The 14989-nt window shown below is 44.2% G+C and carries 18 protein-coding genes; 4 read left to right on the top strand and 14 right to left on the bottom strand.

Going from position 1 to position 14989, the window contains the following annotated elements:
- Nucleotides 1–55: 55 nt before the first annotated feature.
- On the top strand, nt 56–475 hold the full coding sequence (aroQ, locus tag FGL37_RS23900) for a type II 3-dehydroquinate dehydratase (RefSeq protein WP_028068458.1): 420 nt from the start codon (nt 56–58) through the stop codon (nt 473–475).
- A gap of 43 nt (nt 476–518) precedes the next feature.
- Here the strand turns inward: aroQ and FGL37_RS23895 are convergent, their stop codons facing one another.
- Genes FGL37_RS23895 through FGL37_RS23875 form a run of 5 tightly spaced genes read right to left on the bottom strand, consistent with a single transcriptional unit; the run spans nt 519 to nt 4214 of the window.
- Complete coding sequence (locus FGL37_RS23895; protein ID WP_028068457.1) at nt 519–1493, bottom strand: bifunctional riboflavin kinase/FAD synthetase; 975 nt, start codon at nt 1491–1493, stop codon at nt 519–521.
- A 55-nt stretch (nt 1494–1548) separates the two neighbouring features.
- Nucleotides 1549–2271 carry a tRNA pseudouridine(55) synthase TruB gene (truB, locus tag FGL37_RS23890; RefSeq protein ID WP_028068456.1) on the bottom strand — a complete coding sequence of 241 codons (723 nt, stop codon included), beginning with the start codon at nt 2269–2271 and terminating at the stop codon, nt 1549–1551.
- A gap of 8 nt (nt 2272–2279) precedes the next feature.
- A complete protein-coding gene (locus FGL37_RS23885; RefSeq protein ID WP_028068455.1) occupies nt 2280–3074 on the bottom strand; it encodes an undecaprenyl-diphosphate phosphatase in 795 nt (264 codons plus the stop codon).
- A gap of 14 nt (nt 3075–3088) precedes the next feature.
- Complete coding sequence (locus tag FGL37_RS23880; protein WP_028068454.1) at nt 3089–3334, bottom strand: DUF3098 domain-containing protein; 246 nt, start codon at nt 3332–3334, stop codon at nt 3089–3091.
- A 1-nt stretch (nt 3335) separates the two neighbouring features.
- The gene (locus FGL37_RS23875; RefSeq protein WP_028068453.1) at nt 3336–4214 is read right to left on the bottom strand and encodes a cell division protein FtsX; all 879 of its coding nucleotides are present in this window, start codon (nt 4212–4214) and stop codon (nt 3336–3338) included.
- Between the two features lie 218 nt (nt 4215–4432).
- Between FGL37_RS23875 and leuS the strand changes: the two genes are divergently transcribed.
- Nucleotides 4433–7216, top strand: a complete 2784-nt coding sequence (gene leuS, locus FGL37_RS23870) for a leucine--tRNA ligase (protein ID WP_028068452.1) — start codon at nt 4433–4435, stop codon at nt 7214–7216.
- Nucleotides 7217–7267: 51 nt separating this feature from the next.
- On the opposite strand, the gene FGL37_RS23865 is transcribed toward leuS, so the two are convergent.
- Nucleotides 7268–7549: a GNAT family N-acetyltransferase gene (locus FGL37_RS23865; RefSeq protein ID WP_028068451.1), complete on the bottom strand. Its 282-nt coding sequence runs from the start codon at nt 7547–7549 to the stop codon at nt 7268–7270.
- Nucleotides 7550–7828: 279 nt separating this feature from the next.
- Here FGL37_RS23865 and FGL37_RS23860 point away from each other — a divergent pair, with 279 nt between their 5' ends.
- Nucleotides 7829–8266: a cold-shock protein gene (locus tag FGL37_RS23860; RefSeq protein ID WP_028068450.1), complete on the top strand. Its 438-nt coding sequence runs from the start codon at nt 7829–7831 to the stop codon at nt 8264–8266.
- A gap of 78 nt (nt 8267–8344) precedes the next feature.
- Here FGL37_RS23860 and FGL37_RS23855 read toward each other — a convergent pair whose 3' ends face one another.
- Together FGL37_RS23855 and FGL37_RS23850 are read right to left on the bottom strand one after the other, a co-directional pair.
- Entirely contained in the window at nt 8345–8635 is a 291-nt protein-coding gene (locus FGL37_RS23855) for a DNA-directed RNA polymerase subunit alpha C-terminal domain-containing protein (RefSeq protein WP_028068449.1), read from the bottom strand.
- 82 nt (nt 8636–8717) lie between these two features.
- A complete protein-coding gene (locus FGL37_RS23850) occupies nt 8718–9152 on the bottom strand; it encodes a hypothetical protein (protein WP_138097063.1) in 435 nt (144 codons plus the stop codon).
- Between the two features lie 190 nt (nt 9153–9342).
- Between FGL37_RS23850 and FGL37_RS23845 the strand changes: the two genes are divergently transcribed.
- Entirely contained in the window at nt 9343–9924 is a 582-nt protein-coding gene (locus FGL37_RS23845; RefSeq protein ID WP_051606467.1) for a TetR/AcrR family transcriptional regulator, read from the top strand.
- A 124-nt stretch (nt 9925–10048) separates the two neighbouring features.
- On the opposite strand, the gene FGL37_RS23840 is transcribed toward FGL37_RS23845, so the two are convergent.
- The 6 genes from FGL37_RS23840 to FGL37_RS23815 all read right to left on the bottom strand — a co-directional run bounded on the left by FGL37_RS23840 (nt 10049) and on the right by FGL37_RS23815 (nt 14891).
- Nucleotides 10049–10558 carry a GNAT family N-acetyltransferase gene (locus FGL37_RS23840; RefSeq protein WP_028068446.1) on the bottom strand — a complete coding sequence of 170 codons (510 nt, stop codon included), beginning with the start codon at nt 10556–10558 and terminating at the stop codon, nt 10049–10051.
- Between the two features lie 116 nt (nt 10559–10674).
- Entirely contained in the window at nt 10675–10941 is a 267-nt protein-coding gene (locus FGL37_RS23835) for a hypothetical protein (RefSeq protein ID WP_138097061.1), read from the bottom strand.
- A 98-nt stretch (nt 10942–11039) separates the two neighbouring features.
- Nucleotides 11040–11288 carry a hypothetical protein gene (locus FGL37_RS25885; protein ID WP_138097059.1) on the bottom strand — a complete coding sequence of 83 codons (249 nt, stop codon included), beginning with the start codon at nt 11286–11288 and terminating at the stop codon, nt 11040–11042.
- Between the two features lie 627 nt (nt 11289–11915).
- Nucleotides 11916–12383, bottom strand: a complete 468-nt coding sequence (locus FGL37_RS23825; RefSeq protein WP_028068444.1) for an RrF2 family transcriptional regulator — start codon at nt 12381–12383, stop codon at nt 11916–11918.
- Between the two features lie 90 nt (nt 12384–12473).
- Nucleotides 12474–13673 (bottom strand): NO-inducible flavohemoprotein, encoded by a 1200-nt coding sequence (hmpA, locus tag FGL37_RS23820; RefSeq protein WP_232048767.1) that lies wholly within the window; start codon nt 13671–13673, stop codon nt 12474–12476.
- Between the two features lie 381 nt (nt 13674–14054).
- On the bottom strand, nt 14055–14891 hold the full coding sequence (locus FGL37_RS23815; protein ID WP_028068442.1) for a DUF4846 domain-containing protein: 837 nt from the start codon (nt 14889–14891) through the stop codon (nt 14055–14057).
- Nucleotides 14892–14989: the final 98 nt, after the last annotated feature.

The raw sequence follows: 14989 nt of genomic DNA, 5'->3' as shown, positions 1-14989 counted from the left end.
GTACCGAACTTTGGTATGCCGGGCATTATCAACCATTGAAAATATCCATATACCGATGAAAAAGATCCTTGTATTAAATGGACCAAATTTGAATCTTCTGGGAGTAAGGGAAAAATCCATCTACGGCAGCCGGGATTTTTTGAGCTATTTCGAAGAGCTAAAGCAGCGTTTTGACACTGTTCACCTGGAGTATTACCAGAGCAATTCGGAAGGCGCTCTGATTGATAAAATCCACGCGGTGGGTTTTGAATATGACGGTATTGTCATCAATGCAGGCGCCTACACACATACGTCTGTGGCAATTGGCGATGCCATAGCGGCAATCAACACGCCCGTCATTGAAGTGCACATCAGTAATGTGCACCAGCGGGAGGCGTTCCGCCATCATTCTTTTCTCGCCAAAAACTGCAAAGGGGTGATCTGCGGCTTTGGTCTTGACAGTTATAGACTCGGCATCGAGGCACTGCTGGCCTGATGCATTGTCATAAAAAAAGCGGGACGTCCCGCTTTTTTTATGATTAACCAATGAGTGCTCTTATTTTCACTTCATCTTCCTTGATCTGTGCTTTCATCTCTTCGAGTGAATTAAATCGCTCGTCATGACGGATAAAATGCAGGAACTTGACACGTAAGGTCTTGCCATAGATGTCCTCGTTAAAATCGAAAAGACTGATTTCTATGGCGCGGTTCATGCCGTCCACAGTAGGTCTTGTGCCGATATACCCCATGCCTTTGGCAACCGAAACTGGGCTTTCTTCGTGGTATTCGCCCGTTGTAATATTCTGAATATGGTTGTAAATATGCACTTCTACAGCATAAATCCCATAAGCAGGTATCAATTTATGCGGCTCATGTACCTGCAGATTGGCCGTTGGGAATCCGATGGTGCGGCCGATCTGATCACCACGTATCACCGTTCCGGTCAGCTCAAATGGATAGCCCAGATAGAGATTTGCGGTTTTGATGTCACCCTTGATCAGCGCCTCGCGCACACGGGTTGATGAAACCGCTATATCGTTAATATCCTGTTCCGGTATTTCGTCCACGCTGTAATCAAAAATGGATGCAAATTGTTCTAGATCCTGCAAGGAGCCCTTACGGTCTTTCCCGAAATGGTGATCATAGCCGATAACGATCTTTTTGGTACCCAATTTACCCACAAGCACATTACTGATATATTCTTCAGGAGATTGGTTGGAAAAATCCCGGGAAAAGGGAATAATGATCAGGTGGTCGATGCCGACCTTGCTCAACTGGCTAACTTTTTCTTCAATATCATTGATGAGCCGCAGACTGTCGTCATCCGGATTAATAATTAATCGGGGATGCGGGAAGAAAGTCAGCAATATGGTTTCGCCGTTAATTTTCTGAGCGGCTTCTTTTAAGTGCGCTAATATTTTTTGATGGCCGATATGGACACCATCGAAAGTTCCGATGGTAACGACTGCATTTTCAACGGGGGAGAAATCTTCTAAACTTCTGTAGATTTTCATTTATAGGAGTTTTTGCAAAAATAAGATAAAGAATCAATAAGTCGGGCCGCTCAGGTTATTTAATGATTTCTTTATGACGTTTTATTTCCGCGATGAGCTGTTCAAGGTTCCAGGCATTTTCGACCCGGTAGTCGCCACTTTTTGTGCGTCTTAAGGAACTTAAGTGTGATCCACTGTGCAGCACTTTTCCAAAGTCATGGGCCAGGGAACGGATGTATGTTCCCTTGGAGCAGGATATGCGGAAATGGACCACAGGAAGGTCTATCTTTTCAATGATAAAGCTGTTGATACGTACCAGTCGCGACTTGATTTCCACCTCTTCACCGCGGCGTGCTTTTTCATAGACGCGCTCGCCGTTGATTTTAATGGCTGAGTGCGCCGGTGGGAACTGTTGGATCTCACCTTCAAAGGACTTTGCCGCATCCAGAATCAGCTGTTCTGTAATATGCTCTATAGGAAAGGTTTCATCGACCGCAGTCTCCAGATCATAGGACGGCGTGGTGGCACCTAAGGTAATGGTGCCGGTATATTCCTTGTCTTCAGCCTGATAGCTGTCGATCTTCTTCGTCAGTTTGCCGGTACATACAATGAGCAGTCCCGATGCCAGGGGATCCAAAGTGCCGGCATGCCCCACTTTTAGCTTTAAGGGTTTAAGCGAGTTTCTGATTTTTCCAACAACATCGAAACTCGTCCATGTCAAAGGTTTATCGATCAACAACATTTCACCTTCAGCAAAATTGAATCTTGCTTCGCCTTCACTAACCTCTATATTTTCCATGAATTACTTTAGATAATTTGTAAACTATGGCCTGATAGGAGCAGGGCGAGGATAATAAGTCCGACGACAATTCTATACCAGCCAAAAGCCTTGAATCCATACTTTGTCAAATAACCGATAAACGACTTGATCGCCACGATAGCGACAACAAAGCCAACCAGGTTGCCGATGATCAGCAGATTGAGTTCGTCGCCGGTAAAGGTATTGCCCTCTTTAAAGAATTTCAGTAGTTTAACCACCGAAGCACCAAACATCATCGGCAAAGCCAAAAAGAACGAAAATTCGGCAGCGGCTTTGCGTGTTAGCTTCTCGGCCATACCACCAATAATAGTACTTGCCGAACGTGAGGTGCCCGGAATTAACGCGAGACATTGGTAGACTCCGATCATAAAGGCCTGTTTATAGGAAACATGGTCCGAATCATCCACAGTAGGCTTGTTGAACCATTTGTCGACAAACAATAGGACAACACCTCCGATTACGAGCATGACGGCCACCATTAAGGGACTCTCCAGCAAAGAATCAATGTAGTCGTTGAACAATAGGCCTAATACCGAAGCCGGAATGGCTGCAATGATCAGTTTATAGTAAAAAGAAAGCGATCTAAAGAAACGTTTATAATAAAGTACCAGGACGGATAATATCGTTCCCAGCTGGATGACAATAGTAAATAATTTGACGAAGGCCGAGGGCTGTATACCCATCAGTGCCGTTGCAATAATCATGTGACCTGTGGAGGAGACAGGCAAAAACTCGGTTAATCCTTCGATAATAGCGAGGATAATAGCTTCAATAATAGACATCAGTGCGAAATAAGTTATTCTTCTGTTTTAGTGCTTTTGGGGCGGTAGAGGATGGCTACAAATCCCAGTGCGAATCCCAGGACCACAACAATGGGGGCCAGGGTAATCTTCGTGAAACTATAAATATCTGTTTCTCCCGACATGAGCGCAAAACCGATGATCACCACCACCAGGCTAGCAATAAATAGTTGGTAGTTTACTTTTGTGAATACAAATGAACCTTTATTTCTGGATTCAGTAGATTTCTTTATCTGAGCCATTTTATCTGTATAAATCGTTAGACTGTGCTTTTAAATATTTTGTTACCGCAAAATAGGTACTGAGCCCCGAGATCAAAATACCGAGCAGGATCACACCCAGGAAAATAACGGCAAACTCAAACCAGTTACGTAAAAAGATCAGCTCGGGGATCTGTTGCTGTGCGAATTTGAGGGTTAAGATCAGCAACAGGATGGCGATCAGTGAACCCAGCAGGCCATGAATGACACCATACGTAATAAAAGGCGTGCGAATAAAATTTTTGGTCGCCCCGATCAGCTGCATACTCTTGATCAAAAAGCGTTGCGAATAGATTGCCAGTCGGATGGTATTATTTATTAAAGCCACTGCAATAATTAATAAAATAACTGCAAAGGCCAGTACAATGATACCAATGATACGCACATTTTTATTCACCATGTCGATCAGTGATTCCTGATAGACCACTTCTTTGATCTTGTTATTTTTGGAGATCTTTTCAATAAAGGTCTTAATGCTGTCAGTGTTGGCGTAGTTTTCTTTCATGTACACATCCAATGAAGGAAGCAATGGATTGTGACCGAGATACTGGACGAAATCTTCACCAAGATCTGCTTTCAGGTTTTTTGCAGCTATCTCTTTACTGATATATTCAGAACGGAGCACATAAGGATCTTTGTCCAGATCTTTTTGTAAGGTGAGCACATCGCCTTCGCTCGTACCGTCGTTGACGATGACATTCAGTACGATGTTTTCCTTAACATACTTTGAAAGATTTTTGGCGTGCACCAAAAGCAATCCCAACATACCCGTGACCAACAGGACCAACGCAATACTGATCACTGTGGAGACATATACAGATTTTGTTTTTCTTTTTTGTGTGCTTAATTCGTATTCTGACATAATAAGCAAAAATTTATTTGCGAAAGTAACTATTTGAGCCGAAGATTTCGAATTAATCTTGTAATTACTTTGATAAAATTCAATTCGAATGTCTTTTTTCTACCCACGTTTAATAACTTTTCAATACTATCATTTATTGTTCAAACTACAAAACTTTTATCATATTTCAGTATTAAAATCGTAATTTCGCAAGTCATAAAAATTCCTTACGAATAAAAATGGACTATAATCACAAATCAATAGAGAAAAAGTGGCAAAAGTTCTGGGCGGATCATCAGACCTATAAGACATCAGATTCGCATCAGAAGCCAAAATACTATGTATTGGATATGTTCCCTTATCCCTCCGGTGCGGGGCTACACGTTGGCCACCCACTGGGATATATTGCTTCGGACATCTTTTCAAGATATAAGCGCTTAAAAGGCTTCAATGTACTGCATCCAATGGGTTATGATTCTTTTGGACTTCCAGCGGAACAATATGCGATACAAACGGGCCAGCATCCGGCGGTAACAACCGAAGTCAATATCAAGCGGTATCGCGAGCAGATGGATAACATTGGCTTCTCTTATGATTGGAGCAGGGAAGTACGCACTTCCGATGCTGCATATTATAAATGGACACAGTGGGTTTTTATGAAGTTATTCGATTCCTGGTACAATAAGGAATCGGACAAGGCCGAACCTATTGAGAGCTTGACCGCAAGGTTCTCCGTTACTGGATCGGCCGGTGTTCAGGCTGTTTCGGATGAGGATGTCCTGGAATTCACCGCAGCCGAATGGAACGCCTTTGATGAAGAAAAGCAGCAACGCGAACTGCTAAAATACCGGATTGCTTATCTGCGTGAAAGTACAGTCAACTGGTGTGCCGCTTTAGGCACTGTATTGGCCAACGATGAGGTGATCAATGGGGTGTCTGAGCGGGGTGGCTATCCTGTAGAGCAGAAGAAGATGATGCAATGGTCGATGCGGATTACCGCCTATGCGGATCGGCTGTTGGCGGGGCTGGACAGCATTGACTGGCCCGAACCCTTGGTGGAGATGCAGCGCAACTGGATCGGAAAATCTGTAGGGGCATCGGTGAAGTTCCCCGTTCCACAACTAGATACGACCATTGAAGTATTCACGACACGCGTCGATACCATTTTTGGGGTTTCTTTCCTGGTATTGGCGCCAGAGCACGAACTAGTCAGTGCGCTGACCACGACAGAGCAACAAGCCGAAGTAGAAGCATATATCGAGAAGACTTCCAAAAAATCCGAATTGGACCGCATGGCAGATACCAAGACCGTGTCAGGTGCCTTTACAGGCTCCTATGCCAAGCATCCGATATCCGGTCAGGATGTGCAGATCTGGATTGCAGACTATGTGTTGGCAGGCTATGGGACAGGAGCGGTCATGGCTGTGCCGAGCGGTGACCAGCGGGATTACGTTTTTGCGAAGCATTTTAACCTCGAGATCATTCCGATATCTGATAGCCAGCAGATCGAGGAGCAGGCCGATCCCAATAAGGACGGCCGATATATCAATTCGGGCTTTATCAACGGCATGACGTACCAGGAAGCTGTTCCGGCGCTGATTGCCAAACTGGAAGAACTGAAATTAGGAAAGGCTAAGATCAATTACCGGATGCGTGATGCTATTTTCGGTCGTCAGCGCTATTGGGGCGAGCCGGTGCCTGTATATTTTAAAAATGGCTTGCCGTATTTAATCAAGGAAGAGGAATTGCCTTTGTTGCTGCCGGAAGTGGATAAATATTTGCCTACGGAATCGGGTGAGCCACCATTGGGGCGTGCAAAGGACTGGAAATATGAAGATCAATACGAATATGAACTGAGCACCATGCCGGGCTGGGCGGGCTCCTCGTGGTATTGGTTTAGGTACATGGACCCTAAAAATGAAGAACACTTTGCTTCCAGGGAAGCTGTGGACTACTGGAAAGCCGTAGATCTGTATATCGGTGGTTCTGAACACGCAACCGGCCATTTATTGTATTCACGTTTCTGGAACAAGTTTCTAAAAGATCTAGGCTACCATAATGAGGAGGAACCGTTCCGCAAGCTGATCAATCAGGGAATGATTCAGGGACGTTCCAATTTTGTCTATCGTGTGCTCGATGCGGAAGGCAGAGGTACCAATAAATTTGTATCCTACGGGCTACGGGATGAGTACAATACCATTCCGTTGCATGTGGACGTGAACATTGTGGTCAACGATATCCTGGATCTGGAAAAATTCAGAAATTTCAGACCTGATTTTGCGAACGCCGAATTTGTTCTGGAAAACGGCAAATACATCTGTGGCAGCGAAGTGGAGAAAATGTCCAAGTCGAAGTTCAATGTTGTGAATCCCGACGATATCATTGAGTCTTATGGAGCCGATACCTTACGGCTTTACGAGATGTTCCTCGGACCTTTGGAGCAGGCAAAGCCTTGGAATACCAACGGTATTGAGGGGGTGTACAAGTTCTTGCGCAAGGTATGGCGTTTGTTTCATGATGCCGAAGGTCATTTTACGGTCTCTGATGAAGAGCCTTCAAAAGCAGAATTTAAGGCTTTGCATAAGATCATAAAAAAAGTGGAAGAGGATATCGAACGTTTCTCGTTCAATACCTCGGTATCTGCCTTTATGATCTGTGTCAATGAGCTGACCGATTTAAAATGTAACAAAAGACAGATTTTGGAGCAGCTGATTGTCGTGTTGCAGCCCTATGCGCCGCACATTACGGAGGAGCTGTGGTCCTTGTTGGGGAATGAACCGGGGACTTTGTCGTACGCTGCATATCCAGCCTTCAAACCAGAATATCTGGTCGAGTCCGAGTTTGCCTATCCTGTATCATTCAATGGCAAGATGAGATTCAACCTGCCATTGGCGCTGGATCTGGATCAGAACGCAGTCGAGGATATTGTCAGGGCCCATGTAGATGTGCAGAAGCATTTGGACGGCAAGGCGATCAGAAAGATTATTTTTGTCAAGGGAAAAATAATCAATATTGTCGTTTAAATCCGCTGATATATCAATTAAAAGCCGTTTTATATCAATAAAACGGCTTTTTTATGCTAACACATCCTGAAAAGCAGGCGTCTTGTCGAATATGGATTTGGCGTATGGACATATGGGAATAATTTTGGCGTCATTTTTCCTGGCATAGTCCACGGCTTCGAGAACGAGTTTCTTACCGACGCTCATGCCTTTATATTCATCATATACTTCGGTATGGTCGATGGAAAATTCATTTTCACTCTGCCAGGTATATTCTAGGATTCCAGCTTCTTCCTGTTCAATTTCCGCAATGAAGTTGCCCTTGTCCTCTCTTTCGATATTTTTTACTTCCATAAATTGTTTTTTCAAAAATAACGCCCAAACTGGATTTTTGTTTTACAAAAAAACGCTCTTTTTTCCAAAGTATCCCACCTCTGGTAAATTGGTTTCGTTCCGCTATTGCCATAATGCAGCTTCGGCAGCCACCCCGTATCTAGCCGCGGTATGTTTTATTTCCGCAATATTTTTCGTATCTTTGACATTATCTCCTTAGAACACCTCGCATTTTTATCTTTTCTATAAAGCTCTAAAGGTTCGTAAACTCCTTGGGAACATCTATTTAATCCATTTTGAATGAGCAAAAGCCAAATCACATTTAACAAAAAAGAACGCGAAAAAAAGAAGATGCTGAAGAAGCAGCATAAAATCGAAAAAAAAGAATTCAATAAAACCAATAACGACAAAGGAAAGAGTCTTGAGGAAATGTTTGCTTACGTCGACGAGTACGGGAACATATCCGACAGACCTCCGGTGAAGCTGTCGGAGACTGAGCGGGCGAATTTGTCAGTCGCGCAGGATACCTATTCCCTTGGAAAGGTAGTACACTATAACGAGACGTCGGGCTACGGTTTTATCCGGGACAATGAGACCCAGCAGTCAGTCTATTTTAACGATCGTCTGGTTGGATGGAAGCTGCAGCTGAACCAGAAAGTCAGGTTTAAGTTTAAAACGGCCAAGCAAGGTGCCCAGGTCACCGAAGTTGTGCCCCATGACTCCGGTGAAGAAGCATAATGCGGTAACCGAATAAAGCCCTCATTCGCGCAGCGTACAGGTATGCGCGGATTGGGGGGATTTTCGGAGAGTTGCCGTTTATCTGCTGAATGTTAAGCCATGTTCCTGCAATATCTGTCTAAGTAAAGGAAGCGAAGCTTTGCCGAAGCCGTGCAGTTTAAGCAGCTCTGCCTCGGAGGTCTGGGCAAGCTTTTCGATATCATCGACGCCATGGTTAAGCAGCGCATTTCGTGCAGGGCTGCTCAATGCTTCGAGAAAGCCACCGTCTGTTTTTTTTTCTTTTTCGCATATGGGACAAGTGGGACAGTCTGTACTTTTATAGAAATGATGTCCTTTGGGACATGTTCTTTTTGTTTTGATTCTGCTCATGTCTTTTGGTTTATCTTACTAAGATCCGAATATTTTCTTATATTCCAGGCTCCGCTTTACCCTGCCGATAGGTGGGAGGAGGCTAATCCCTGCTCAGCGGCCGTGTAAGGTGATGCCGCATATATCGGGGCTGGTGACATAGGTAGTAAAACAGTCCGCCCGCAAAATATGCTATCACATCATATATATCAGCCGTATTGTAATCAGTATAGCGGGGCATTATACCTTCGAAAAGTAGTGATGCCAGCGCAGAAATAAGCCAGATCTGGTGCAAAGGGTAACCATATGCCCGGCCTCGGTTAAAGATGAAGCTGCCTGCGACAGCGGAAAAGTGAACGATAATTGGCACAAACACAAAATCGGTCAGCCAGCTGTTCAATAGCGGAATGGGGACGCCGCTCAGCCGGGTAAAACGGATGAAAAACCAGCAGGCCCAGTAAAACAAAAATAAGCCGTCAAAAAGTGCCTTTCCTAGTGCGCAAAAGAAATGGCAATCAACATAGCTATAGCGCCGCATAACATTAAGGTTAGAAACATAAAAAAAGCCGTCTGTTTGCCGAATTTCTTCCATGGACTATCATTGGAACGAATTGGGATCAGTGTCTCTTTTAAGTCCATGTATTGCTTTTTTAGCCAATTTTCATTCTTCATACCCATTAAATTAGTTTTATTGTGTAAAATTAGAACAATTGTTCTAATTTTGTGTCATGAATACGAAAGAAAAAATTATTAGCGTCGCACTGCGTTTGTATAACAAGCATGGTATACGTACCGTTACCACACGACATATTGCGCAGGAAATGGCGATTAGTGCGGGCAATCTGCATTATCATTTTAAGCACACCGAGGACATCGTCCTGAGGATTTTTGAGCAGCTTCAGTCGGAGTACGATCAGATGGTGATTCGCTTTGGGCAAAACGACGCTCCGTTTGAAGAGTTGCTGGATGTATTTATTGAAGGATCTTACCGGCTGATCGACAAGTATACGTTTATCTTTGTCAATTTTGTTGAAATCTGCGCATGGATACCTGCTATTGCTGAGTCTTATAAGCGGCTGGTTGCCCGCAGGGAGCAGCAGTTTATGGTACTTTTTGAACACTACACCGATGCAGGAGTTTTTCGGAGCAATATTCCAGCGTCTGTATGGAGAGGTTTTGTTCGTCAGATTTTCATCGTGTCGGATTTTTGGTGCTCCAGTTTCACGGTACTTGGTGGTCGGTATGAAATGGATGCGTTGTCGGATTATAGGCAAACCATCAAAGTGGCTTTCTATCCCTATCTAGCCTAGTGCCGCTGGTTATATGTTGCAACCGGCAATACGCTGTTTGTTGCTTCATGAGACAGATCACTGATGTTTTAACATGGAAAACAGGTATTTCCCGTCGGGCGTTAAACCGGATAGGATGCTTTTTTCATTGTGTCCTGACCATCCAGTCCGTTTTCCTGATGCACATGTTCAGTACCGTCCATTTTTCATTTCCGATCAAGACTTCGGTCTGTACACCTTCGTTGATCCGGAATCCTACGCTTTCATAACACCTGATGGCATTTGCGTTCCAGGCATACACATTGAGATCGGCGCTATCATAGCTGCTGTCCACAAACAGGAGCTTGAGCAGCGCATTCACAGTTTTCTTTCCGTATCCTTTGTTGCGTTCCGTATTGCTGGCAATCAGTATACGCGACAGGCGGGGGACGGTGCGTTCGAAATTCAGTTCGCAGTGGCCAATAACTTCGCCGTTGTCTGTTCTCACGATCTTATACGGTTGGCGGTTTGGGTCCTCCACATACTTTATGAGCTGTTCGTCCGTCACGGGGAAGGTAAAATAAGGGCCTGCAAATTGCATCAACTGTTCCGGAGACTCGATCCATGACTTGAACCGGTCAAAGTCGGCAGTGTCAAAGGGTAACAATCTAATCATAGTTTACTCGTGTTGTTTGTGTGAAAGCCAGTCAAGTTAGATAATTATTGTAGATTTTCCTAACATGTACGGCACCTTTTATCACATTTATCCTTGACTTCGATGGCTGGGGGAGCTTAACGGTCTTGCATGAAAATGGACAGCTGTGGATTTTCCCTGCGGAGTTGCAACAGCAGAAAATCGAATGCACCTTTCTGATTCAATGTCACATGTCCGATCTTACCCGACTGTGTATAGAAGTGAACACGAAAGCTATTGGGAGCGCGATAGTGGTAAACGACCTTGGTCTCTATATGGCAGAGTGCAGGGATGTGGATGCTCTTACTTGTGATAAATTTAAAAATCAGCAGTTCGTTCCCGCGGAAAAGATAAGGCGTAGTCAATTTTTATACAGCAAAGATAATAGATACCAAGCTATCTTGAATATCTTATTAAATAGTTTAATATATAGTACTTATGATATTGTAAATGAGTTTATTATTTATGTGTTGTTGTCGCGTCTGATAGCGGATGGGAGCCGATATTGGATGTAGGATTGGAGTGTCTGCCCATAACGCATCAAAGATGTTTTGCTGAGATGGGAGGGCGCGTGCAGGTACCTATTATTCGCTTTTCGTTGTCGAAAGTATAGCTGTACGCAGGCGCTATAACCCGGTGACGTACCGGGCAAGCAAGCTGCTGTTGTAACCGCTGCCTGTACTTTACATGGTATGGCTAAAATTTTATCCATATACTTTTTAGCGGATAATGACCATTTTTATGCCTTTTTTGTAGTGTATTTTATGTTTAAATAGGTAGTGTAATATATTCTGATTCAAAAAAATAAAAATTATTTTCACCTGTTTTTTGCGCTACGGCTAATCAACTCGCTCGTTTCCTCAGTCTGACCCAGGTATTCGTGTCCTGTCAGCGTTTTTTAACCTGCAAGAAAGACTGTCTTATCCACTTGCTGACTGATACACCCAATCAAAAAGCAGATGCTATACGGTTTAATGCTTGTTAACAGCTTACCTTCCAGTTAGGTGGACTGCCCCGGGGTAAACTAAAGCGATCTTGGCGCCGCCCTGAGAGCTTCTGGCAGACTATGCGTAGCTCATTCGGTTATAAGCGTAGGCATGGACGTTTCTTCAAAACCGTGTAATCGGGTGTATTATATATATAAATATGGTTTTATCAATGTGTTATTGTTTTTTATATTATGTATTAGTTTATGTTTTACTAAGGAATCTTGTGGTTGCGACAGGCCGGCTCCCGACGCCGACGAGGGATGCGGTGGCTGTTTGAAGTTTGAAAAAAATAGGTATATGGGGTAGCAAATTTAGGTGCACATAGGGAGACCATTGTGGCCTTTGGCCCGTTAGTTTGCGCCCTTGTCGGGGTTAATGTGGTTTTTTGTCAGCAGCATTTTACCTTTGATCAGCTCATCGTTAAACTGACCGACTGTCGTTGTCTGAAGCATCTCTGACAGGCTGTTGCGGATGCTTTTAAACTCATGGTGTAGCGGGCAAGGGTACTGTTCCGAACAAAATTCAAGGCCCATGCCGCAGCCGACGAAAAGATTGTCTCCATCAATTGCTTTGACGACCTCCGATAAGGGCGTGGCCATATCTGCCGCATCCAAGTAAAAGCCGCCGCCAGGTCCTTTCATCGAACGGATGATGCCGGCACGGCTTAGGTTCTGTAATATTTTACCTAGAAAGGCTTCCGGAGAGTGGATATTTTCTGCAATTTCTTTTATGCCCACACGTTTGTTTTCCTGGGAACTTTGTGCAATAAAAAAAACTGCCCTAAGACCGTATTCACATGTTTTGGAAAAAATACCCATAATCTGTACTTGCTTTTTGCAAAGGTACAAAATCAAGTATAGCCATCCGCCTGTGGAAGCGAAAAATACGGATGGCTAAATTGAAGTCTGTCAGTTGAGCTGTAAAGAAGCAGGCCCGAACTCTTCGAAATGAATGTTTGCCGGATCTATGCCCTGAGCCGTGAGGTACTGAAAGTGTTTTTCAATAAATCCGGCTGGTCCACATAGGTAATAATTTGCCTGTTGCGGGAGATGTGCCCTGTCTATTTTGGCCAGATCTACCCAGCCGGCAAAACTGTGGCTATCGGCCTGTGGCTCATCGTAGAACGAGAAGCAGGTCATGGCAGCATGCTGCATTTGCAGCTTCTGAATGCGATTTTTGAAAGCATGGAGTTCGTTGTTCCGACATCCATGAATCCATGTGATCGGCTGTCCAGCTTTTGTGTCTGCCAGATGTTCCAGCATCGCCATCAGCGGCGTCTGCCCGACACCGCCACTGATAAAGACATGGGGCAGTGCATTTTCGATCAAGTGGAACGAACCAGTGGGCGCTGTCAGCTCCAGTTGTTTTCCAACCTCAAAATACTCATGCAGGTAATTGCTGACCATCCCCTGGGGTTTACCGGCAGGTACCTCTTTTTTTACAGAAATGCGAAAATATCGGCCATTGCTAGCATCGGAAAGCGAATATTGCCGTGGCTGGTAAAGATGGAGCTCAGGCAGATACACACGTACGCTTACATATTGGCCGGGTTTGTAGGCAGGCAGTCGTCCGCCGTCTGTCGGTTCGAGATAGATGGACTGAATCTCGGCCGTTTCCGCTACGACCTTTACAATATGAAAAGGTTTCCATCCTGTCCAGCCACCTTCGGTCTGAACCATTGTGTCATAAAGTTGTTTTTCCACACCGATCATGATATCAGCCAGCTGAAAATAGGCGACTTTCCAGGCCTCAATCAATTCTGTTGATGCTGCTTCGCCGAGAACCTCCTGGATGGAAGCCAGCAGATGTTTACCGACAATCTGATAATGTTCAGGCCGAATATGTAGACTGGCGTGTTTTTGACCGATATGTTTAACTGCAGATAGCAGGGCAGCTGGATTATCGATATGTTCGGCATAAGCCAGCACGGCCGTGGCAAGCGCTGTCTGCTGTCTGCTATTTTGCTGGTTGCCCAGGTTGAAGAGATGCTTGAGTTCAGGATTGTGGGTGAACATGCGTTTGTAAAAATGGCTGGTCAAAGCCACACCATGTGCTCTTAGGACGGGAATCGTGCCTTTAATTAAGTCTTTTTGTGCTTCAGTGATCATAATAAAATATTTAAATACCTTTTTATCTTTTATTTGCTAAAAAAAAAGATTTAGAGCTGTTTCTCCTGACGGAGGTTGTTTATATGGATAGGGTACATTTGCAAATGACTATCTGATGCAAAGGTATGAAATAATAATAAAAGACAAAAATATCTTTTATTATTATTGTCAGGAATTTCCGTCAACGATTGCGTAAAGAAACGTAGGATTTTTAGGCCATACCTCATATCTTGGTAAATGAATTCCTTGCGGGGTGGAGCTTTCGGCGTAAAACTTCATCCTGCAGCAGCAAAGACAGCGGGACCTGTCAGGGCCTGTTTAGATTTATTGTTATCGTGTGTGCACCCGAAAGATTTTTCGGGTGCACTTTTTTTGTTCCATTTATTCCCAGGTTTTTAGATTCTTGGGGTAAAAGGTCCATTCCGGGGTGCGAATTATGTCCTGATCGATATCGTACCAAGGACTTAATGCGGGATCGTTCCAGTTATTCAATATCTGAATTTCCTGTGCGGGCATATAGCTTTGTGCCAGTAGCACGATTGTTTTGCCCGCTTTATTTTTTGCTAGGTCGACTACCATAACTGCGTGACCGATCGGGGAGCCTTTCTGTATGAATGTATCCCCGATTTTGACTGCTTCTGTGGATTTTACGGTGGGCAATTGATCGTGGAGGGAGGCTGTGTTGGCGTATGCAAATACATATTCCATGTATTTCCAGTACTTGGTGTAGGAATAGTCGCCTTTTACATAGCTGGCGTATGCTCTGGGCTTTCCGTCAGAGAGGAAGTTGAATTTGATATCCCGATATCGCTTTTGCCGATACAGGTAATCTGCCCGTAGACGCATGACAGCGTCGGCGCACTGATGCAGGTCCCGTATTCCGATATCCAGTTTCACCACGCTGTTGTATATATCATTTCGTGCTTTGATTTTTCCATTGAAATAGTGAACCTCCCTTTCAGCGGGATAAAGAGGTAGGTTCTCCAGAAAAGTACCAAATTCTCTTTCTGTATAAGCCGGACGTTCAAAACCACCCGGTAGCAAGAAGCGGGATTTGATAGTCATACCTGTCGCATCGATAAGTGGCATGCGATCGCTGCCTTTCATCGCGATGGCCTGTTTTTCCGGCTGGGCTTGGGAAACCGCAGTATTCGGCTGGCTGCAGCTGAGCAAAACCTGAAACCATAATACGGTCTTTAATAGTGTTGATACTCTCATATACTGTCTTGTTTTACTAAATATAATCAAAATCCCAAAACATTCTTTTGTAAATCATGGTCCGTACTTTGCCGGATTTTTTTTTCTGGGTAAATTAG

It is taken from the genome of Sphingobacterium thalpophilum, assembly GCF_901482695.1.
GTDB lineage: Bacteria > Bacteroidota > Bacteroidia > Sphingobacteriales > Sphingobacteriaceae > Sphingobacterium > Sphingobacterium thalpophilum.
Note: the sequence above shows the minus strand (reverse complement) of the source record. Positions and strands in the feature narration are given on the sequence as shown.

Excerpts from the sequence above, each read along its gene's own strand:
- FGL37_RS23865 (WP_028068451.1), bottom strand. The coding sequence starts at position 7,549 with ATGGAAGTAAAAAATATCGAAAGAGAGGACAAGGGCAACTTCATTGCG.
- FGL37_RS23845 (WP_051606467.1), top strand. The coding sequence starts at position 9,343 with ATGAATACGAAAGAAAAAATTATTAGCGTCGCACTGCGTTTGTATAAC.
- FGL37_RS23880 (WP_028068454.1), bottom strand. The coding sequence starts at position 3,334 with ATGGCTCAGATAAAGAAATCTACTGAATCCAGAAATAAAGGTTCATTT.
- FGL37_RS23850 (WP_138097063.1), bottom strand. The coding sequence starts at position 9,152 with ATGCGGCGCTATAGCTATGTTGATTGCCATTTCTTTTGCGCACTAGGA.
- FGL37_RS23840 (WP_028068446.1), bottom strand. The coding sequence starts at position 10,558 with ATGATTAGATTGTTACCCTTTGACACTGCCGACTTTGACCGGTTCAAG.
- FGL37_RS23875 (WP_028068453.1), bottom strand. The coding sequence starts at position 4,214 with ATGTCAGAATACGAATTAAGCACACAAAAAAGAAAAACAAAATCTGTA.
- leuS (WP_028068452.1), top strand. The coding sequence starts at position 4,433 with ATGGACTATAATCACAAATCAATAGAGAAAAAGTGGCAAAAGTTCTGG.
- aroQ (WP_028068458.1), top strand. The coding sequence starts at position 56 with ATGAAAAAGATCCTTGTATTAAATGGACCAAATTTGAATCTTCTGGGA.
- FGL37_RS23895 (WP_028068457.1), bottom strand. The coding sequence starts at position 1,493 with ATGAAAATCTACAGAAGTTTAGAAGATTTCTCCCCCGTTGAAAATGCA.
- FGL37_RS25885 (WP_138097059.1), bottom strand. The coding sequence starts at position 11,288 with ATGGATAAAATTTTAGCCATACCATGTAAAGTACAGGCAGCGGTTACA.
- FGL37_RS23860 (WP_028068450.1), top strand. The coding sequence starts at position 7,829 with ATGAGCAAAAGCCAAATCACATTTAACAAAAAAGAACGCGAAAAAAAG.
- hmpA (WP_232048767.1), bottom strand. The coding sequence starts at position 13,673 with ATGATCACTGAAGCACAAAAAGACTTAATTAAAGGCACGATTCCCGTC.
- FGL37_RS23885 (WP_028068455.1), bottom strand. The coding sequence starts at position 3,074 with ATGTCTATTATTGAAGCTATTATCCTCGCTATTATCGAAGGATTAACC.
- FGL37_RS23815 (WP_028068442.1), bottom strand. The coding sequence starts at position 14,891 with ATGAGAGTATCAACACTATTAAAGACCGTATTATGGTTTCAGGTTTTG.
- truB (WP_028068456.1), bottom strand. The coding sequence starts at position 2,271 with ATGGAAAATATAGAGGTTAGTGAAGGCGAAGCAAGATTCAATTTTGCT.
- FGL37_RS23825 (WP_028068444.1), bottom strand. The coding sequence starts at position 12,383 with ATGGGTATTTTTTCCAAAACATGTGAATACGGTCTTAGGGCAGTTTTT.
- FGL37_RS23855 (WP_028068449.1), bottom strand. The coding sequence starts at position 8,635 with ATGAGCAGAATCAAAACAAAAAGAACATGTCCCAAAGGACATCATTTC.